This window comes from Chryseobacterium subflavum (assembly GCF_055762745.1).
Map to the genome: position 1 here is coordinate 704436 of NZ_JBVTMR010000001.1, position 17876 is coordinate 722311.

General features: G+C 37.8%; 17 protein-coding genes. 8 read left to right on the forward strand and 9 right to left on the reverse strand.

Features of this window, described 5'->3' with window-relative positions:
- Window positions 1-71: 71 nt before the first annotated feature.
- A complete protein-coding gene (locus AC0INN_RS03230) occupies window positions 72-479 on the forward strand; it encodes an ACT domain-containing protein (protein WP_306611640.1) in 408 nt (135 codons plus the stop codon).
- A gap of 88 nt (window positions 480-567) precedes the next feature.
- Here AC0INN_RS03230 and AC0INN_RS03235 read toward each other — a convergent pair whose 3' ends face one another.
- From AC0INN_RS03235 to AC0INN_RS03255, 5 genes are all read right to left on the reverse strand, one after another.
- Window positions 568-1482 (reverse strand): helix-turn-helix domain-containing protein, encoded by a 915-nt coding sequence (locus AC0INN_RS03235; protein WP_172277982.1) that lies wholly within the window; start codon window positions 1480-1482, stop codon window positions 568-570.
- Window positions 1483-1563: 81 nt separating this feature from the next.
- Window positions 1564-2463 (reverse strand): SDR family oxidoreductase, encoded by a 900-nt coding sequence (locus AC0INN_RS03240; protein ID WP_306611642.1) that lies wholly within the window; start codon window positions 2461-2463, stop codon window positions 1564-1566.
- Between the two features lie 170 nt (window positions 2464-2633).
- Window positions 2634-3164 (reverse strand): hypothetical protein, encoded by a 531-nt coding sequence (locus AC0INN_RS03245; protein WP_273647624.1) that lies wholly within the window; start codon window positions 3162-3164, stop codon window positions 2634-2636.
- 421 nt (window positions 3165-3585) lie between these two features.
- Window positions 3586-4494: a helix-turn-helix domain-containing protein gene (locus AC0INN_RS03250; RefSeq protein WP_306611645.1), complete on the reverse strand. Its 909-nt coding sequence runs from the start codon at window positions 4492-4494 to the stop codon at window positions 3586-3588.
- 82 nt (window positions 4495-4576) lie between these two features.
- Window positions 4577-5560, reverse strand: a complete 984-nt coding sequence (locus AC0INN_RS03255; protein WP_273647626.1) for an aldo/keto reductase — start codon at window positions 5558-5560, stop codon at window positions 4577-4579.
- Window positions 5561-5820: 260 nt separating this feature from the next.
- Between AC0INN_RS03255 and AC0INN_RS03260 the strand changes: the two genes are divergently transcribed.
- Complete coding sequence (locus tag AC0INN_RS03260; RefSeq protein ID WP_306611647.1) at window positions 5821-6765, forward strand: alpha/beta fold hydrolase; 945 nt, start codon at window positions 5821-5823, stop codon at window positions 6763-6765.
- 143 nt (window positions 6766-6908) lie between these two features.
- Here the strand turns inward: AC0INN_RS03260 and AC0INN_RS03265 are convergent, their stop codons facing one another.
- Both AC0INN_RS03265 and AC0INN_RS03270 read right to left on the reverse strand, forming a co-directional pair.
- On the reverse strand, window positions 6909-7298 hold the full coding sequence (locus AC0INN_RS03265; RefSeq protein ID WP_306611649.1) for a surface-adhesin E family protein: 390 nt from the start codon (window positions 7296-7298) through the stop codon (window positions 6909-6911).
- A 336-nt stretch (window positions 7299-7634) separates the two neighbouring features.
- Window positions 7635-8267, reverse strand: coding sequence for an NAD(P)H-dependent oxidoreductase (locus AC0INN_RS03270; protein WP_306611651.1), 633 nt, complete (start codon window positions 8265-8267; stop codon window positions 7635-7637).
- A gap of 179 nt (window positions 8268-8446) precedes the next feature.
- Here AC0INN_RS03270 and AC0INN_RS03275 point away from each other — a divergent pair, with 179 nt between their 5' ends.
- Window positions 8447-8833, forward strand: a complete 387-nt coding sequence (locus tag AC0INN_RS03275; protein WP_306611653.1) for a winged helix-turn-helix transcriptional regulator — start codon at window positions 8447-8449, stop codon at window positions 8831-8833.
- A 111-nt stretch (window positions 8834-8944) separates the two neighbouring features.
- On the forward strand, window positions 8945-9295 hold the full coding sequence (locus AC0INN_RS03280) for a VOC family protein (RefSeq protein ID WP_306611655.1): 351 nt from the start codon (window positions 8945-8947) through the stop codon (window positions 9293-9295).
- 148 nt (window positions 9296-9443) lie between these two features.
- Here the strand turns inward: AC0INN_RS03280 and AC0INN_RS03285 are convergent, their stop codons facing one another.
- A complete protein-coding gene (locus tag AC0INN_RS03285; protein ID WP_306611657.1) occupies window positions 9444-9899 on the reverse strand; it encodes a GNAT family N-acetyltransferase in 456 nt (151 codons plus the stop codon).
- Window positions 9900-10078: 179 nt separating this feature from the next.
- Between AC0INN_RS03285 and AC0INN_RS03290 the strand changes: the two genes are divergently transcribed.
- The 4 genes from AC0INN_RS03290 (at window position 10079) to AC0INN_RS03305 (ending at window position 17372) form a co-directional block, all read left to right on the forward strand.
- On the forward strand, window positions 10079-11266 hold the full coding sequence (locus tag AC0INN_RS03290; protein WP_306611659.1) for a hypothetical protein: 1188 nt from the start codon (window positions 10079-10081) through the stop codon (window positions 11264-11266).
- Window positions 11267-11672: 406 nt separating this feature from the next.
- A complete protein-coding gene (locus AC0INN_RS03295; protein WP_306611661.1) occupies window positions 11673-12929 on the forward strand; it encodes an alkaline phosphatase family protein in 1257 nt (418 codons plus the stop codon).
- A gap of 11 nt (window positions 12930-12940) precedes the next feature.
- Window positions 12941-15898 (forward strand): SusC/RagA family TonB-linked outer membrane protein, encoded by a 2958-nt coding sequence (locus AC0INN_RS03300; protein WP_306611663.1) that lies wholly within the window; start codon window positions 12941-12943, stop codon window positions 15896-15898.
- Between the two features lie 19 nt (window positions 15899-15917).
- Window positions 15918-17372 carry a SusD/RagB family nutrient-binding outer membrane lipoprotein gene (locus AC0INN_RS03305; protein WP_306611664.1) on the forward strand — a complete coding sequence of 485 codons (1455 nt, stop codon included), beginning with the start codon at window positions 15918-15920 and terminating at the stop codon, window positions 17370-17372.
- 107 nt (window positions 17373-17479) lie between these two features.
- Here the strand turns inward: AC0INN_RS03305 and AC0INN_RS03310 are convergent, their stop codons facing one another.
- Window positions 17480-17875, reverse strand: a complete 396-nt coding sequence (locus tag AC0INN_RS03310; RefSeq protein ID WP_172278012.1) for a VOC family protein — start codon at window positions 17873-17875, stop codon at window positions 17480-17482.
- Window position 17876 lies beyond the last annotated feature (1 nt).

The window sequence follows — 17876 nt, forward strand, 5'->3', positions numbered from 1 at the left end:
CTATCACGAAGCATTTTTTATCAATTGATAAATAAATCCTAAGGCTTAACCTGTAGTTTTGTACAAAAAAAATGTCAGGAGAAACAGATTTAAAAATATTGCTGCAACATATGGAACCGGTGCTGAATTCAGGGGAATATGTTTTTTGCAAAGTAGGTCACTTACATGAGATTCCGGATATAGAAAAACTTGTATTTTTCTTTCGTGAAAAAGAAGCCATAACCGTTGTTCTGGAAAAGCCGGTCGCTGAAAAATGGAATTTGGAATACAATTATGTTTCTTCATGGATCACTTTGAGTATTCATTCCTCACTTGAAGCCGTAGGGCTTACGGCTGCATTCGCTAACGCACTCAAGCACGAAGGCATTAGCTGCAATGTGGTGGCAGCTTATTTTCATGATCATATTTTTGTTGCAAAAGATGATGCAGAAAAAGCAATGGAAGCTTTGAAAGCGATGAAGGTTGGGAACACCGTATGATTTTTCAGATAGAATAATGGATTATTGGATTGTTTATAAATGGGTCTGATAATAAATAGCAGAGCTTAACCTTGGCAAGGTATAATGGTTAGTTAAAAAGTTCCCTAAATCCAAGCGGAGTGGTATTCGTCATTTTCTTAAAGAATTTGCTAAAAGACTGTGGGTGCTCAAATCCTAATTCATAAGCAATCTCACTTACGGTGCTGCCTGTTGTGCTGAGTTTTTCCTTTGCTTTTTCGGTTAGCTTCTGATGAATGAACTGTTGGGTGCTTTGTCCGGTAAGGTTTTGGAGTAATGTTCTCAGATATCCTGTAGAAATACCGAGCTCTCCGGAAATATAATGAACACTTGGGATGCCATTATTTATGATCATTTCACTGTTGAAATATTGGTTGAGTAGGATTTCTAACCGTTCAAGGATTTCATGATGTGCCTTATCACGGGTAATGAATTGGCGCTGGTAAAATCGGTTTGAATAATTAAAAAGCGTTTCCAGTAATGAAACCATGATATCACTGCTGAACTTATCTGTATTAGTATTGTATTCCTTTCGGATATTATCTATCAGAAGCTGAAGGATCTGCTCTTCATCTTCAGAAAGAAAAAGGGCTTCATGCAGGGAATAATCGAAAAATTCATATTGGGTTATAGTTTTAGCCAGGGGTTTATTCCATAAAAAATCAGGGTGGATCATCAGCATCCAGCCTTCAGCGGGACGTGGCTGGTTGTCCATTTCAATCCGGAGTACCTGGTTCGGAGCCATAAAAAATAATATGCCTTCATCAAAATCATAGTCTTGCTGTCCATATTTGTATTTATGGTTCATATTTCTTTTTACTGAAAGGGAGTAAAAATCAAATACCAGGCTTTCACTTCCTTTATCGGGTTTTTGCATATCTCTAAAATCAATGATGCTGATCAGCGGATGTTTAGGCTTTGGTAAGCCACGCAAAGCATGAAACTGTGAAATCGTTTTGATCCTTATGGGTTCTTTTGCCGACATAATCTTTTAGGTATAAAAAGAGAAGAATATGTAAATAGCTTTCACATACTCTTCCCTGATGTGGTATAGTAAATTTACAATTTATTGGGCAGGAAAATAAATTTCTCCGTGTAAATCCGATAGCAAATCGATTTCATTTGGCTCCCAATTTAATATTTCCCGTGTTGCAGCGCTTGAAGCAAGGTCATTAAATTCTGCAAAATGGGCAAACCAGGTAAAGTGATCTGCTACCTCACCTGCTGAAATGGAACGTGCTGGTATACCCAGTTTTGTACCTATCGTTTCGGCGATCTTTTTAAATTCGATGCCTTCTTCTGCAACTCCGTGGTAGCGTATTCCGTTAATCGAATGGTTTTCTACGGCCAGTCGGAAGAGTTTGGCCGCATCTTTACGGTGTACAGCAGGCCAGAAATTCTTACCGCTGTCAATGTATGCAGAAAAACCTTTTGCTTTTGCTATCCCAATCAACGAAGGAATAAAGCCAATTTTATCTCCCAGGTCATGTACCACAGGGGGAAGACGGACAACGGATACCTGAACTCCTTTAGCAGCTACTTTGTCTGCTGCATGTTCTGTAATAATCCTTGGGATGCTATTACCTTCCGGCATATCTTTTTCCGTAATCATACCTTGTTTTTTAAGCACACCGATTCCTGAAGTAATAACAAATGGCTTTTGTGTTCCTTCCAGTACAGAGCCGATCGTTTCAATGACCTTTCCGTCCAGGATACACATTTCTTTAAATTTGCTGAAATCATGGATAAATCCAAGATGAATTACTGCATCAGCTTTTTCAACTGCTTCTATCAATGTCTCCGGTTGACTGAGATCTCCGTAATATACTTCTACACCGGACTTCCTTAGTTTTTCGGCGGATTCCTCAGAACGGGCTAATCCTATAACCTGATGTCCGCCGGATTGTAATTCTTTTACTGTTGCAGAGCCTATAAATCCTGTAGCTCCTGTTACAAATACTTTCATTTCCTGTTTGTTTTTAACACTACAAAGTTGGAAAGAACAGGATTTCTCTACGTAGCCAAAACACACTTTGTTGTAGCCGGAAAATTGATTTACATAAAATATTTAATTATATAAAAACACTCTTCAGTACATATCTGAAGAGCGTTGTAAAGCTATGATACTCGTTTTTATTAAAATTCGAGTTCTACGGTATGTATTGCTTTTTTCTTCCAGCTTTTTCCAAGAGAAGCACTTAATGGAATCAGGCTATATTCAGCTTCAGCCCCTGCATTAGTAGATGTTTCTATCACGAAACTGATCTTGATAGTAAAGCCTTTGGAAACTATATCTTTTACAGTAACCTTTGACATTTCATCATAAGCCTTTCTTATTGCATTTGCGAGAGCTGTTTTAAATGTTCCAGTCTGGATAAGGGATTCCTTTGGAACCAAATTAAATTGGTAAGAAATTTCTGTACTTTGTGCTTTATTCCAGGATCGTCCAATACTGAAGATTAAAATCTTCAGGCCAGTACTTGTTTCTCCTGATGTTTCGCTTTCGAAAGTAACTGCTACATTTTTAGGCTGCTTAAAATTTTTCATCGTTTCTACTTCATGTAGGGCTTCTGTAACTTGTTTGAGTACATTGTCAAGAGGTGCTGTTTTTTGTGCGTGTACCACTACGGAAAATAAAAGAAGTGTTGCAAAGATAAATGCTTTCATAATTGTAAGTTTTTGGTTGTTAGTTAATAGTAAATTTATCCTAAAACCAAAACCAGGGCAATAACACTTTTGGGTGATTTACACAATGACAGTATGTTTATTTCTAGTAGATTAAGCAGATTTAAAAAGACCTATATTTCAACTTTGAAGTAAATTCCTAACCGACCTAGGAAGCTGTAGCGTAAAGAAAATGTATTCTGTGAACGTAAAAAAATTCTACTGTCCGAAGCGCGACAACAATACCGAATCGAATAACTTATTCTGAATTCGCGCAAGTTTTGGAATTTTTAGAGAACAGAATACATTTTTAGCGGAAGATTTCAGTCTTGAATTTTTGTTTCTTTTGTTTCAAGACAAAAGAATATAACAATCGGTTTATCCAACCCCAATTTATGAGGCATTTCGCAGATTAAAAAAATCTTCAATTAAACGATTCCCTAAATGCAATAGGCGTTACCTTCACCATTTTCTTAAAAAACTTACTAAAAGATTGCGGATGCTCAAATCCAAGCTCATAAGCAATTTCACTGATTGATAATTGTGTGGTTGACAGTTTTTCCTTTGCAAGATTGCTGAGTTTCTGATGAATATATTGTTGGGTATTCTGTCCGGTTAGCGAACGTAAAAGATCACTCAGGTAACTGGGGGAAATACTCAGTTTTTCTGCTAGGGAATGAACTGTGGGAATTCCATGTTCCAATAGGCTTGAATCATTGAATGATTGATCAAGAACTTCTTCAAATTTTTCAAGTATACTGTGGTTCACTGCTTTTCGGGTAATAAACTGTCGCTTATAAAACCGGTTGCTGTAGCTTAGCAGAAGCTCTATTTGTGCAATCATTACATCCTGGCTGAAATCATCGATCCGGTTATTGAGTTCTTCTTCAATGATTTTAAAAACCGATAAAATGGTTTCCTTTTCTTTTTCCGAGAGAAGTAAAGCTTCGTTGGCAGCGTAGGAAAAGAAGCCATATTCCTTTATTTTTTTTACCAGAGGATAAGACAATATAAAATCGGGATGAAAAAGCAGGATAAAGCCAGAATTCGTTTGATCATTCGGGCTTTCAAATATCTGGTTGGGGGCCGTGAATACCAGTCCGCCTTCCCGGAAATCATAATAATTTTGTCCGTACCGGGCCTGGCTGCATAGATCTGTTTTACAGGCGATCTTATAAAAATTCAACATCATGGTTGGGGAAAGTTCATCCGGATTGATTCGGATGTCTCTGATATTGATAAAACTTACCAAAGGATGTACGGGCTTGGGAAGCCCGAACACCTTATGCAAGTCATATAAAGATTCAAATTTTTGTGGAATGTTTTTATCCATTTTATATAATTGTATCTGATCAGAAATTCTTTTACAATTTACAAATAAATTGCGTTAAAGAACCGACTCTTCTATTATCAGTTTAATCTTTTAATGTTCTTAGTTTTGCCAGATCTTCATCTTTTCTGTCGCCATGAACCTGAATGGTAGCCAGTGCTGTTTCTATCTGCCTAAATTCATCTTCAGTAAGGACAATATCAGAAGATTCTATATTCTCGCGGATCCTTTTTAAATTTCTTGAACCCGGAATCGGTACGATAAAATCATTTTTATGGAGCATCCACGCCAGGGAGATCTGCGCGGGAGTTGCTTCTTTCATGGTGGCAAACCCATTTAAGAGATCCAGTAGAGGCTGATTTGCGAGAATGTTATCTTTTTGAAAGCGGGTGATTACTCTACGGGCATCAATTCCGGTAAATGATGTATCTGCGTTTACATGACCGGACAGAAATCCATTAGCCAGAGGCGAGAAGGCTACAAAACCGATTCCCAGTTCTCCGCAGGTCGGGATCACATTTTTTTCAAACTGCCGGGCCATAATAGAGTATTCACTTTGAATCGCGGTAATGGGTGTTACGGCATGTGCTTTCCTGATCTCTTCTTCTGTGGCTTGTGATTGGCCCCAGCCCAGTATTTTTCCTTCCCTGATCAGCTTACCCATACACCAGGCTATATCTTCTACAGGAATATCTTTGTTTACACGGTGCTGATAATAAAGTTCGATGTGGTCTGTTTTCAATCTTTTTAATGAGCCTTCTATTTTGTTTCGGATCAATCCCATTAGTTTTTCTGCGGAATAATTTTCTATACTATCCTGTATCCAGAATTTAGAGGCAATGCTCACCTCATTCCTGAAACCGGCTAAAGCTTCACCCAGTAATTCTTCATTAGCTCCCATGGCGTAGGCTTCTGCAGTGTCAAAAAAAGTACAGCCCAGATCATAGGTATTGTGAAGTAACTCTATGGATTCTTTCCGTTCTGGTACTGATCCGTACCCCTGGCTGAGTCCCATACTGCCATAACCGATACTCGATACTTCGAGAGTTCTCAATTTTCTTGATTTCATTGTATTCTTATTTAAAGTTGATGTCGCAAAGTTCAGCTTATAGCATAAGGTTCATGTAGCCTGATTGAGGGATCACGTAGCCAGATTGCGGAAAATCGGCAGAAATGCATTTCATGGAAATAAACGGTAAGGAAGAAGCTTTTTTAAGTGAGGTAAATGTCTGATTAACCTCTGAAATTGTCCGTTTGAGATACTTTGTAAGTGTTCCGCCTTTTTGTGCGCTTTATGTTTGCACCATAATCATACAAAAATAAACAACAATGAAAGCATTCAGAACCATTTCAGCAGCAAGTATTTTATGTGTAACGCTATTTTCAGTAGCAACTGTGTCATGCAGTGAAGAAAGTGAGATCATCACCCAGGAAGTCCAGATGGTGAACCACCGCAACGCCAAAACAAAATTTATAAAAGTAAAGGGGAATGACATCGCTTATCGTACCTGGGGAAAAGAAGGAGGGATACCGTTGGTATTATTACCGGGATTGGGAGGCTCCATGGACGACTGGGATCCGGCAGTCACAGACGGGTTGGCTCAGAAATATAAGATCATTATATTCGATAACCAGGGCGTGGCTTCTTCCCAGGGAACAACCCCAAATACCGTGCAGGGGATGGCCGATGATGCCATTGCTTTTATCAAGGCACTCAACCTGACGAAAGTAAATATTATGGGCTTTTCGATGGGAGGATTTGTGGCACAAAGAGTGGTTTTAACGCAACCTACACTCATCAATAAAGTTATTTTAACAGGTACCGGACCTAAAGGTGCAATCGGATTATCCAATTTGCCGAATATCATTGCCGGAACTGCAGGATTAAGTCCTGAAGAATCTTTCCTGAAATTTGGATTTACCCAATCTGCAGCGAGTATTGCGGCAGGAAAGCTATCTTATGAGAGGATTCAGCTTCGTACAACGGATCGGGATCCTGCATTAAGCGACGCAACTTCCAATGCTCAGTTTACGGCTGTTCTGAGTTGGGCGCAACCTGATGCCAACGCTCTTGAAGAAATAAAAATGATCAAAAATAAGGTGCTTATCGTTCACGGGGAAAATGACCTTCCCGTATCGGTTCAGAATGCACAGAATATGAAACAAAATTTGGAGCATGCGGAACTCGTGATTTTTCCGGATTCAGGACATGCGTCTTTCTTTCAGAATCATGATGCGTTTGTGGCGAAGGCTGTGGCGTTTTTGAGTGAGTAGTTTTTGTTTTTAATTGAGAGCCCTACCGATAACGGAGGCTCTCTTCTTTTACCTTAAGGCCGGTTTCTTGTTAAGATACAAAGTTATTTTACAAGCTTTTCATAAACTTAAATTTGTTTGCATTTGATTAGCATAAATTTTATTTAATAATTACACATTGCATTTAAAATATTTTCACCAACTGAGTCAGGAATTACATAATTCATTTCGACTAAAAATTCTTTTGTTTTAAAGTTATTTAGGTATTTCCCTTCTTTATTATAAATTGTTACCTGAATTATTCCAAGTTGTTTTTCTGAACAATCAAATTTATATAATAAAATTTGATAGCCTTCAGTTGTTTTTTTACTTCCCATTTTGTTATCGGGATAGTATTCTATTTTATTGGATGTTTGTTTTATCCATGCAGTATTATCGTTGTTCGGCTTAAGATGGTAAATTGTACCATCATCCGTTGCTGTTACATATTTCCATTCTTGTGCAAATAAATTGGCTCCAATAAATAAAGGGAGTAGAATTAAAGATCTTTTCATATTTGTGTAAAAATTTATTAGAAATTGTTTAAATAAAATCTGATAATTTTAAAAATATGGAATTAATCATTATCGTAAAAATATTTAGCTTTGAAATTGAGCCTTAATGTCTTGTTTCATAGCGTTTTGAACGATATTTACTGTTTGTTATAATAATATTAATCCAATTTTCAATATTGATAAATTTATTTAGGTGAATCTTTTGCTCAATATGGAAAACCAAGATTCTATAGGATAACATACCACCCTAAAGAAGAATTATATAAAAAAATAAAAAGAGGTCCATTAGTAATGGAAACCTCTTTATTATCTAACTTCTAACTTCTAATTTCCACCCTAATCCATCTCAATAAACAGCTCTTCATTAGATCTTCTTACTTTTTTCAGGTTTACCAGCCAGTCATTCTCTTCATCCCTGTATCCCAATGCTAAAAGAACCGTACTTTTTAATCCCTGTTCACGAAGATTAAGAATCTCATCATACGCTTCACTGTCGAATCCTTCCAGAGGAGTGGCATCTACTTTCAGATCGGCTGCAGCAAGAAGGCCAAATCCTAATGCGAGGTAAGCCTGATGGGCAGCGCCTACAAAATGCTGGTCTTTACTTCTTTTTTCCAGAATGCCAAGAAGCTTTAAACGGTAGTCATCGGTGGCACTGGAAGGCAGGTTGCGTTCTTTATTACTAAATTCGAAAAAGGTGTTTACTCTTTCCGGAGTGTACTCATCCCATGCTGCAAAAACCAGCAAGTGAGAAGCCTGAAGAATCTGTTTTTGTTCCCATGATACGGGATATAACTTTTCTTTTAATTCCTGATTGGTGATCACCAAAACCTTAAAAGGCTGTAGACCGGAACTTGAAGGCGACATTCGAATCGCTTCCAGGATCTGGTCGACCTTTTCATTTTCTACTGTTTTACCATTATAGCTTTTAGTGGCAAATCTCCATTGTAATGTTTCTTGTAATGACATAATGTTGAGTGTTTTTTATTAAAAATTGTTGAGGTTTTTATCTCATTTTGATGGAACAAAGTTAGGGCGTTTTGGTTTCCAAAACACACCTGTTACCCATTGGTAACCAGTTACAAAAAAGTAACCAGGTGACTTTTAATACAAATAATTCCGTAATTTTAAAGTCTAATTTTCGGGGTATGAAAAAAGATAAAATTGAGATCTCAATAAAATGCCAAAATCACATCCGTGGCGTACGTGATACCATGTATCTGCTGGATGGGAAATGGAAAACGCTCATCATAAGCCATTTGTACTATATAGGAAAAATGCGGTTTATGGATCTGAAAAGGCAGGTAGAAGGGATCGCATCAAAGACCCTTTCCAAGGAATTAAAAGAACTGGAAATGAATAACCTGATCAAAAGAACCCAGAATAATACCATGCCCGTTTCCGTAGATTATGAACTGACCTGTTTTGGAGAAAGTCTCCATACAATCATTGATACGATGGGTGAGTGGGGGATGAAGTATAGGAAGGATTTATTGCAGAAGGGAAGTGAGGTGGTTGCAGAAGTGATCGACTGATGCAAGCAACCTTGAAATTACGATAAGACGGGAGATCTTAAATAAAAAATCTAATTTTGTATGGTATTGTGACCTGAAAAAGGCAATAGTTTAATAAAAAAATGCAGTCTAATGGGCTTAAAAATACTTTCAATTGTTTGGGGCGTAAAGGATCTTGATCGAGCCATTACATTTTGGTGTAAGGCATTAAATTATGAACTGAAACGAGATCCCGATGTTGATTTTGCAATTTTAGTACCCAAGGATGGTATAGGTATGCAATTGTCGTTGAAACTAACCAGTTCCGACGAACCAAAAAGGCATCATATTGATTTAATAACAGAGAATCAGGAGGAAGAGGTAAAACGTTTGATTAACATCGGCGCTAGTCAAGTTGAAGGTTGGAATTATGAACCGAATGCTGACTATGTCGTATTGCTTGATCCTGAAGGAAATTCTTTTTGTGTCGTTCAGGCATCATAATACCTATTTTAGTCACCAAATCTAATTTGCTCACTTTGATGAGAATTAAAATCTACTATAAAGATATTATTAGCCTGTGCAAAGTCTGTGTCTTTAAGCTGAAATCTACACAACTATATATTCCTTTCTTCTCTATTGTTTTATAATGTTATTCTAATTCGAAGCGATATGTATTTAAATATCTGTCTTTAATCAACGTATCAATTTTTCCAACTATTTTACCACCAATCTTTTGATAAAAACCATCTGCATATGGATCAGCATATAACTCCATATAGCTATATCCTAATTGAAGCGCTTCTGATTTTGCATGATCCATAATTTCCCTTCCAAAACCATTTCCATGGAACTCAGGAAGTATCCATAATCCGTTTAATTCTGTAAATATTCCTTTGTCCTTTAGAATATAAAACCCTATAAATTGATCAGCAGAATAGCATTTATATATTTTTCTATCAATAAAGCTGCCGGGAGTAACAGCCAAATCATCATGCCATTTCTCGATTAATTCATCTGAATATCCCCAATGTTGTTTGGCTGTCTTAGCTGTTTTCGTTAATAAATCACAATCCAGCTGAGAAGCAGGTTTAAACGTTAACTTCATCTGTAAATTTTTAATTTAATTATCAAAGATATAAAATTTGTTCCGGCAAAGTTTGGAGTGATAAATGGAAATTCCCCCTTGTCAGTACGTATCTTGCTAGTCTCTACATAATGTGAGTTTACAAGATGTTTTATAAAGTATTTTTTTAATTAAATTTGATGGTCACAAAATACTAATCCATGAAAATCAAATTATTAACGCTTCTATTATTTATTCTGAGCCATACGGCATACTGTTGCAGTATGTTTAAAATGACGCACAAAGGAAGGACGATCGTTGGCAACAACGAAGATTGGGTAAGTCCGAATTCCGAGATATGGTTTGAACCTAAAATGCAGAATGCATACGGAGTGGCTTATGTAGGTTTTATCAACCGATTTCCACAAGGCGCAATGAATGAAGCGGGATTGGTTTTTGATGGTTTTGCTACTCCGGAACTGCCTGTTGCCAAACAGCCGGGGAAAATTGAAAAACCTGTTACCGAGATCGTTCAGCATGTGATGAGCAGTTATGATAACGTTCATCAGGTAAAAGATTATCTGTCAACCATTGATATGAGCTTCCTGACATCAAGTGTTATGATGTTTGTTGATAAAACGGGTGAATACCTTCTTGTGGAAGGGGGTGCATTGACCCTTGGAAAACAGGAATATTATATCCAGTCGAATTTTAATCCTACCAAAAATACAGTAGAAGAAGACAAGAAGAAGTTGGATTATTATATGAATGGAGTAAATTTCCTGAAAACCAACCATCCCAATGGGACTTCTCTTTTTTGTTCTTCTGTTATGGATAAAATGCATGTGAAAGATACCCAATATACCAATGTGTATGATCTAAGCAAAGGAACGATCCAATTGTTTTTTCACCACGATTATGAATATTCCGTAATGATCAATCTTAAAGAAGAACTGAAAAAAGGAATTCATTCATACATGATGGCTGAACTTTTCCCTGCTTCATCTGAAGGAGTGGCTTTTTACAAAAGATACAATGATCCGAACGATCCGGCAGGATACTTAAAAGATCTCTGGGCAAAAGGAACAGCAGGAAAATCAAAAACAGAAATTGAACAATACAGATCAACATCAGGATTAGCCTGGCTCAGTAACTATATCGGATATGAATGGATGCGGGATAAAAAACAGGTGGATGGTGCAATAAAGATTTTTACTTTTGCAACTGAAATGTATCCGGAAGATGCAAATCTATTCGATAGCCTTGGAGAAGCCTGCTTTGTGGCGAAAGATTATAATTCGGCTATTATCAATTACGGAAAATCACTTTCCCTGAATCCTAAAAATCCAAATGCCATTGAAATGCTAATGAAAATAAAGACTGCAATGGAAAAGATGGGTGACAAGTAAAAAAAGATTTTATCTACTTTTTATTAGAAAACGATAAATAAGTATAGAGATAATAGTTCCAAATCCCTGAATAAGTGAAACAACGATTATTTTTAAACTAAGAATAATTTTACCTTCATTATAACAAGTAAAAAAAAAATATTCCGTTTAAAAGCCTTTCATAATCATGTGTTTAGAGGTTTAGTGTAAATTATTTTATCTTAAATTCTATTTTAGAAAATTTCATGAATTTAAATTGAAGTTTTTATTAAATAATGTTTTTGTAAAAAGTTGACAAGTGTTCTCTATCTTCTATAAACAGGAGTAAGATTTTAATGAAAGTTAATATATTATTTAAACTTGTTAATGGTTTGTTAAAAGATAGTCTGTGTTTTTTATAGAATTTTGCCCCAATAAAAAATGTAGCATGAACCTTTTCAAAACTTCCCTTTTTATTCTTCTTTCTTTCACCGGTATTACCGGGCACGCACAGAAACATTCGCCGCAAAAAAAAGTAGTTTTTATTATTGTAGATGGTATCGCTGAAGATATGCTGGACAAATCTGAAATCCCCAATCTTAAAAAGATTAAAAAAGACGGTGCACTCCTGAAAGCGTATGTAGGAGGAGAAAAAGGAGGGTACAGTGAAACGCCCACGATTTCAGCAGTAGGATACAATAGTTTGCTGACAGGAACCTGGGTGAATAAGCATCATGTTTTTGATAACGATATTAAAGATCCTAATTATAGCTATCCAACCATTTTCAGGCTTTTTAAAGATCAGTATCCCGGCAAAAAGACAGCTGTATTTTCAACCTGGGAAGACAACCGTACGAAGCTGATCGGTGAAGGCCTGGCGGCCACAGGAAAGATAAAAATGGATTTTTCTTATGATGGGTTGGAAAAGGATACCTTGAAATTTCCACACGACAAACAAAGCGGATATATCCGTAAGATCGATAGCCTGGTGGCAGGAAAAGCAGCAAGCTATATTAAAGAAAATGCCCCTGATTTGTCTTGGGTATACCTGGAATTTTCTGATGATATGGGACATCGCCACGGAGATGGAGATATTTTGTATAAGGCAATCTCCTTCGAGGACAGGCTGATCGGAAAAATATATGATGCCGTAAAAGAACGTGAGGCAAAGCATGGAGAGGATTGGTTATTCATCGTTACAACGGATCATGGAAGATCTGCCAGTAACGGAAAAGGGCATGGCGGGCAAAGTGATAGAGAACGGGATACCTGGATTGCAATCAATAAACCCAATATTAACGCATATGCCAAAAATAATCGTGTTGCCATTACAGATATTCTTCCTACGATGACTGACTTTCTCAGTATCAAAGTACCTGAGAATGTTCAACAGGAAATGGACGGAATCGATTTGCTTAAAAACAGAGCGGTAAGCCAACTGAATGCCTCTTTGTTAACCGACAGAACATTGGAAGTAACATGGAAAGTGGTAACTCCCACGAAGGAATCTGCTGAGGTGTATGTGACCACTACCAATAATTTCAAAACCGGTGGTAAAGACTATTACCAGTTGTTGGGACAGGCAGATCTGAGCAGCGGTAAGTTTATCTCAAAACAAAAACTCGATCATTCCGATATCTACAAGATTGTTCTGAAAACCAAAGAAGGCTTTCTGAATACGTGGATCACTCAACAAAATAAATAAGGAATCTACTTATGAAATTACATCTTTTAATCGGCCTGGGCTTAGTCACAGGCCTGGAAGTCTATGGCCAGAACGTACAGAAAATAGATGGCGCCGATACCATAAAGACCCATGAGAAAAAGATCGATGAGGTTGTTATTACAGCACTTGGGATCAAAAAAGACAAAAAAACGTTGGGATATGCAGTACAGGAGGTGAAAGGCGATGTGTTTGAAAAAGCAAAGGAACCGAATTTCATCAATTCCCTTTCCGGAAGGGTAGCCGGATTGAATGTTAAGAACAGTACGGATCTTTTTCAGGATCCGGGAATCAGCCTGAGGGGTGCCAAGCCGCTTATTGTTATTGACGGTGTTCCAGACAGGACCGCTGATTTGTGGAGGATCAATGCGGATGATATCGATAATATCAGTGTATTGAAAGGACCTACAGCTTCTGCTTTGTACGGATCAGTGGGAAAGGACGGAGCAATCATGATTACCACTAAAAAAGGTAAGAAAGGAAGAATGAGTATTTCATTTAATAATTCCACCATGTTTCAGACTTCTTTTATCCGTATTCCTAAAGTGCAGACAACATACGGGGGAGGAAATAACGGGAAATATGCCTATATAGACGGAAGTGGTTCCGGAAGTGAAGGTGGCGGATGGATCTGGGGTCCTAAGCTAGACCAGAAAGATCCTACAACACCCAGTGGATATTATGAAACTCCGCAATACAATAGTCCGATTGATCCTTCAACCGGAAAACCGATACCCTTACCATGGATTTCCCGTGGAAAGAATAATATTAAAAATTTCTTTGATACCGGCGTTATCCAGTCCAATAACCTGAGTGTGGACTGGGGAAGTGAAAAAGCAACTTTCAGATTTTCCCTTTCTAATATTTATCAGAAGGGAATCGTTCCGAATACCGATCTGAAAACTACGTCAATCAGTCTGGCAGGATCCGTAAATCCTATTGAAAAGCTTACGATTAATTCTACTTTAACCTATAATAAAGAATATACCTCCAACTTCCCGGAAGTAGGATACGGACCTACGAACTATCTTTATAATCTGGTATTATGGACCGGTGCCGATGTAGATGTAAGAGACCTGAGAAATTACTGGGTAGCCGGAAAAGAAGGATACCAGCAAAGGCATTACAATGTTTCTTACTACAACAATCCTTATTTTCAGGCGTATGAATACCTGAGACCTTACTATAAGGACAATGTAATGGGAAATGTAAACCTGGAATACCAGATCATTCCCAAATTATCAGCTAAAGCCCGAGTGGGGACAAATGTGTATGCCCTGAACCGCGAATATAGAGAGCCTAAAAGCTATATAGGGTATGGAAATAAGTCATTAGGAAACTATACGCAGATTAACGGAAATTATTTTGATATTACTTCAGAACTGGGACTTAAATACCAGAACCGCTTTTCAGAAAACTTCTCATTAACCGGTGAAGGATATTTGTCTAATTTCTACAGGGAACAGAAAAATAGTGAGATCCGTACTGATGGATTGGTAAGCCCGGGATGGTATAATCTTTTTAACAGTATAGGACCGCTATTTGCTCCAAAAGCAGGAAACCGGAAAGAATTTGAACAGATCAACAGCGTATACGGGTACGTAGATATGGAAATTTACAAAGCATTTTTCCTGAATATGACTGCCCGATATGACAAAGTATCCACACTTCCGAAAGGAAATAACGGGTATTTCTATCCGTCTGTTTCCGGATCAGTATTACTTAACCAACTGGTAACGCTTCCGGATTGGATCAGTTTTGCCAAACTTCGCGGATCATTGGCCCAGGTTTCCAATGGTAAGCTGGCCAACGATACGTATGGTTATATCTCTGCATTTGAAAAAAGTGATATCAGCTGGAACGGACAATCAACATTTGTTTTCGGGGACGTGTTGATCGACAGTAATATAAAGCCGGAAACATCGAACTCATGGGAGGTAGGAACGAACATTTCATTTCTAAAAAACAGAATTAATTTAGACGTTGCTTATTATCAAACCCGGGATTATAATAATCTGGCGAGTATTCCTCTGTCTGAGGGAGTAGGATATAAAACGTACCTAACCAACGGAAATGTATTTCAAAGAAAAGGGGTGGAGTTTACCCTGAATGCGGATGTCATTAAGAAATCGGATTTCAGATGGAGTACACAGCTGAATTTGAGCCACTACCGGAAGTATTTAAAAGAAGCTTATGGAGGTAAAGATTATACAACAATCTATAACGCTGCCAACGGAAGGAACAATTTCATCCGGGTAGGAGAGAGAGCTGATAAACTGACTGCCATGCCTTATGAAACTTCACCGGACGGGCAATTGGTCCTTCAAAACGGATATCCTGTGAATTCCACAGCACCCTTTGAAAGCAATATGGGATATTCTGATCCGGACTGGACTTATGGTTTATCCAATAATTTCAGCTACAAGAACTTCTCACTTTCCTTATTATTTGATGGCCGACTTGGAGGAACCATGTATTCCACTACCAATCAGAAAATGTGGTGGGGAGGGATTGCCCCGGGAACAGTTAATCAGTATAGGGATGATGCCAATGCCGGAAACAATACTTACATAGCACCGGGTGTAAGAGTGGTAAGCGGTTCTATAACATATGACCAGAATGGTAATATAAAATCTGATACCCGTGTTTTTGTTCCCAATGATGTTGCTGTAAACTACAATGCTTATATGCAGAGTACCAGCAATGCTTTTGAAAGCAATTACCATTATTATAAGCAAACCTTTATCAAATTGAGAGAGATCACGGTTACTTATAATTTTGAAAAATCTTTTGCCGAAAAATTAGGAGTATCATCAGCGAGTGTTTCGTTAATCGGTAGAAACCTTTGGCTGGCTTCAAAGATTAAAAATGTAGATCCCGATTCTGGTGTCGACCAGCTTCAGACTCCTGCAACAAGAAGTTTTGGAGTTAATCTCAATGTAAAATTCTAATGATAAAAATACGATAGAAATGAAAGTAGCTAAAATATATATAGTGTTGCTGACTGCTTTAATAGGACTTACGGGCTGCAGCAGGGTAGATGATTTCCATGATGATCCCAACCGTCCTAAAAGTGTAGATGCGGAAAACATCCTTCCGGGAATCGAAGTGAATGCATTCAGTACGATTAAGGCGGAAGCAGCTCTTGCATCTAGACAACTTACCTATATCAACGGAGTTAATGCGCAGCAGTATTACAACTGGCAAAGAGGATCATTTGGTGTTTATGACAACATCAAGCAGGTGGAAAAGATGGTGGAGGAAGCCAATAAAAAAGGAGGAAAGGAATATATTGCACTGGCCCGCTTCTTTAAATCTTATTATTTTATCTCCTTAACCGAGACATTTGGTGATATTCCTTATAGTGAGGCAATAAACACGGCTAATTTTTATCCGAAATATGATGACCAGAAAAGCATTTATAAAAACGTCCTTAATGAGCTGGCATTAGCCAATACCGAGCTTTCCAATCTGAATACTCCGATCCGTGGGGACATTATCTATAATGGAGATTTGCTTAAGTGGAGAAAACTGATCAATTCCTACAGATTAAGGATCTTAATGGATCTTTCTAAAAAAGCGGATGATCCGGATCTGAATGTAAAACAGACTTTTGCCAATATTATCAATAATCCGGCCCAAAATCCTGTGATGGAATCCAGCAATGACAGTGGTGCATTACCGTTTTATAATCTTGTAAATAACCGGTATCCGTTTTTTAATAGTAATGATCTGCAGACGGCCTATTATATGGAGCAAAGTTTTGTAGATAAACTCAGGACTTCCAAAGATCCAAGGTTATTTAAAATGGCTGAAAAGAAAACAAGTACAGTTGGGACAAGTCCTTCAGATCCGTTTAGCTTTTATGACGGATTATATGGAAGTGGGGATCTGGGGCAGAATTCTACCAAAGCATCTAATGGTCTGGCATCAAGAATTAATCCGAGATATTTTAATGATCCGATCAATGAGCCTTCTTTATTAATGGGATATGCTGAACTCCAATTTGTTTTGGCCGAAGCGGCCGTAAGAGGCTGGATCAATGCAAACGCAAATACATACTACCTGAATGCCATTAATGCATCCATGACTTTCTATAAAATAAGTCCTACAGATGTAGCGGCTTATCTGGCTCAGCCAACCATTAATCTGCAGCCTGGAAAAGAGATCGAACAGATTATGGATCAGAAGCATACGGCCTTGTTTTTTAATACGGGATGGCAAATATTCTATGATCAGAGAAGAACAGGTTTTCCTCACTTCAATACTGATGGTCCCGGAATTCTGAACAACGGCAAGATTCCTAAAAGATGGATGTATCCTTCTTCGGAAATCAATAATAACAATACCAATCTTAACAATGCCATCACCAAGCAGTATCCGGCTGGTGATAATATTAATGAGACCATGTGGCTGATTAAGTAAGCCGTACTGAATTTACACATCGGATCAATAAAAAAACTCCTGCTTCGAAGAAGCAGGAGTTTGCCGTTAGTTAGAAAATGAAGGATATGATGATTCAATATAAATTTTTAGCTGAACTTTTTAATTGCTTCCGGAGAAACAGGTGTGAAAAAATTGATCAGATTTCCGTCCGGATCACAGAATAAAAGTGACCGGTTACCCCACGGCATGGTGGTGGGCTCCTGGACAATTTCACTTGTAATTCCTTTAATTCTCTCATATTCATCGTCTACATTGTCGACAATAAATTCTATGATGCTGCTTTTGCTTCCGGTAGATGCTGTGAGGTTTTCACTGAAGAGCGTCATGGTGCGTGTGCTTCCTATAGCTAAAGTGATAGAACTTGTAGAGAGCTCTGCAAAATCTTCTGTATACCATTGAGCTGTCAGTCCCATTGCATTTTCATAAAACTGTACGGATTGCTTAATGTCCTTTGTGATAATTCTTAATGATGTTAATTTCATG

Bases quoted from the DNA above. Each gene is read 5' to 3' on its own strand.
- AC0INN_RS03230 (WP_306611640.1), top strand. From the start codon at position 72: ATGTCAGGAGAAACAGATTTAAAAATATTGCTGCAACATATGGAACCG.
- AC0INN_RS03235 (WP_172277982.1), bottom strand. From the start codon at position 1,482: ATGTCGGCAAAAGAACCCATAAGGATCAAAACGATTTCACAGTTTCAT.
- AC0INN_RS03240 (WP_306611642.1), bottom strand. From the start codon at position 2,463: ATGAAAGTATTTGTAACAGGAGCTACAGGATTTATAGGCTCTGCAACA.
- AC0INN_RS03245 (WP_273647624.1), bottom strand. From the start codon at position 3,164: ATGAAAGCATTTATCTTTGCAACACTTCTTTTATTTTCCGTAGTGGTA.
- AC0INN_RS03250 (WP_306611645.1), bottom strand. From the start codon at position 4,494: ATGGATAAAAACATTCCACAAAAATTTGAATCTTTATATGACTTGCAT.
- AC0INN_RS03255 (WP_273647626.1), bottom strand. From the start codon at position 5,560: ATGAAATCAAGAAAATTGAGAACTCTCGAAGTATCGAGTATCGGTTAT.
- AC0INN_RS03260 (WP_306611647.1), top strand. From the start codon at position 5,821: ATGAAAGCATTCAGAACCATTTCAGCAGCAAGTATTTTATGTGTAACG.
- AC0INN_RS03265 (WP_306611649.1), bottom strand. From the start codon at position 7,298: ATGAAAAGATCTTTAATTCTACTCCCTTTATTTATTGGAGCCAATTTA.
- AC0INN_RS03270 (WP_306611651.1), bottom strand. From the start codon at position 8,267: ATGTCATTACAAGAAACATTACAATGGAGATTTGCCACTAAAAGCTAT.
- AC0INN_RS03275 (WP_306611653.1), top strand. From the start codon at position 8,447: ATGAAAAAAGATAAAATTGAGATCTCAATAAAATGCCAAAATCACATC.
- AC0INN_RS03280 (WP_306611655.1), top strand. From the start codon at position 8,945: ATGGGCTTAAAAATACTTTCAATTGTTTGGGGCGTAAAGGATCTTGAT.
- AC0INN_RS03285 (WP_306611657.1), bottom strand. From the start codon at position 9,899: ATGAAGTTAACGTTTAAACCTGCTTCTCAGCTGGATTGTGATTTATTA.
- AC0INN_RS03290 (WP_306611659.1), top strand. From the start codon at position 10,079: ATGAAAATCAAATTATTAACGCTTCTATTATTTATTCTGAGCCATACG.
- AC0INN_RS03295 (WP_306611661.1), top strand. From the start codon at position 11,673: ATGAACCTTTTCAAAACTTCCCTTTTTATTCTTCTTTCTTTCACCGGT.
- AC0INN_RS03300 (WP_306611663.1), top strand. From the start codon at position 12,941: ATGAAATTACATCTTTTAATCGGCCTGGGCTTAGTCACAGGCCTGGAA.
- AC0INN_RS03305 (WP_306611664.1), top strand. From the start codon at position 15,918: ATGAAAGTAGCTAAAATATATATAGTGTTGCTGACTGCTTTAATAGGA.
- AC0INN_RS03310 (WP_172278012.1), bottom strand. From the start codon at position 17,875: ATGAAATTAACATCATTAAGAATTATCACAAAGGACATTAAGCAATCC.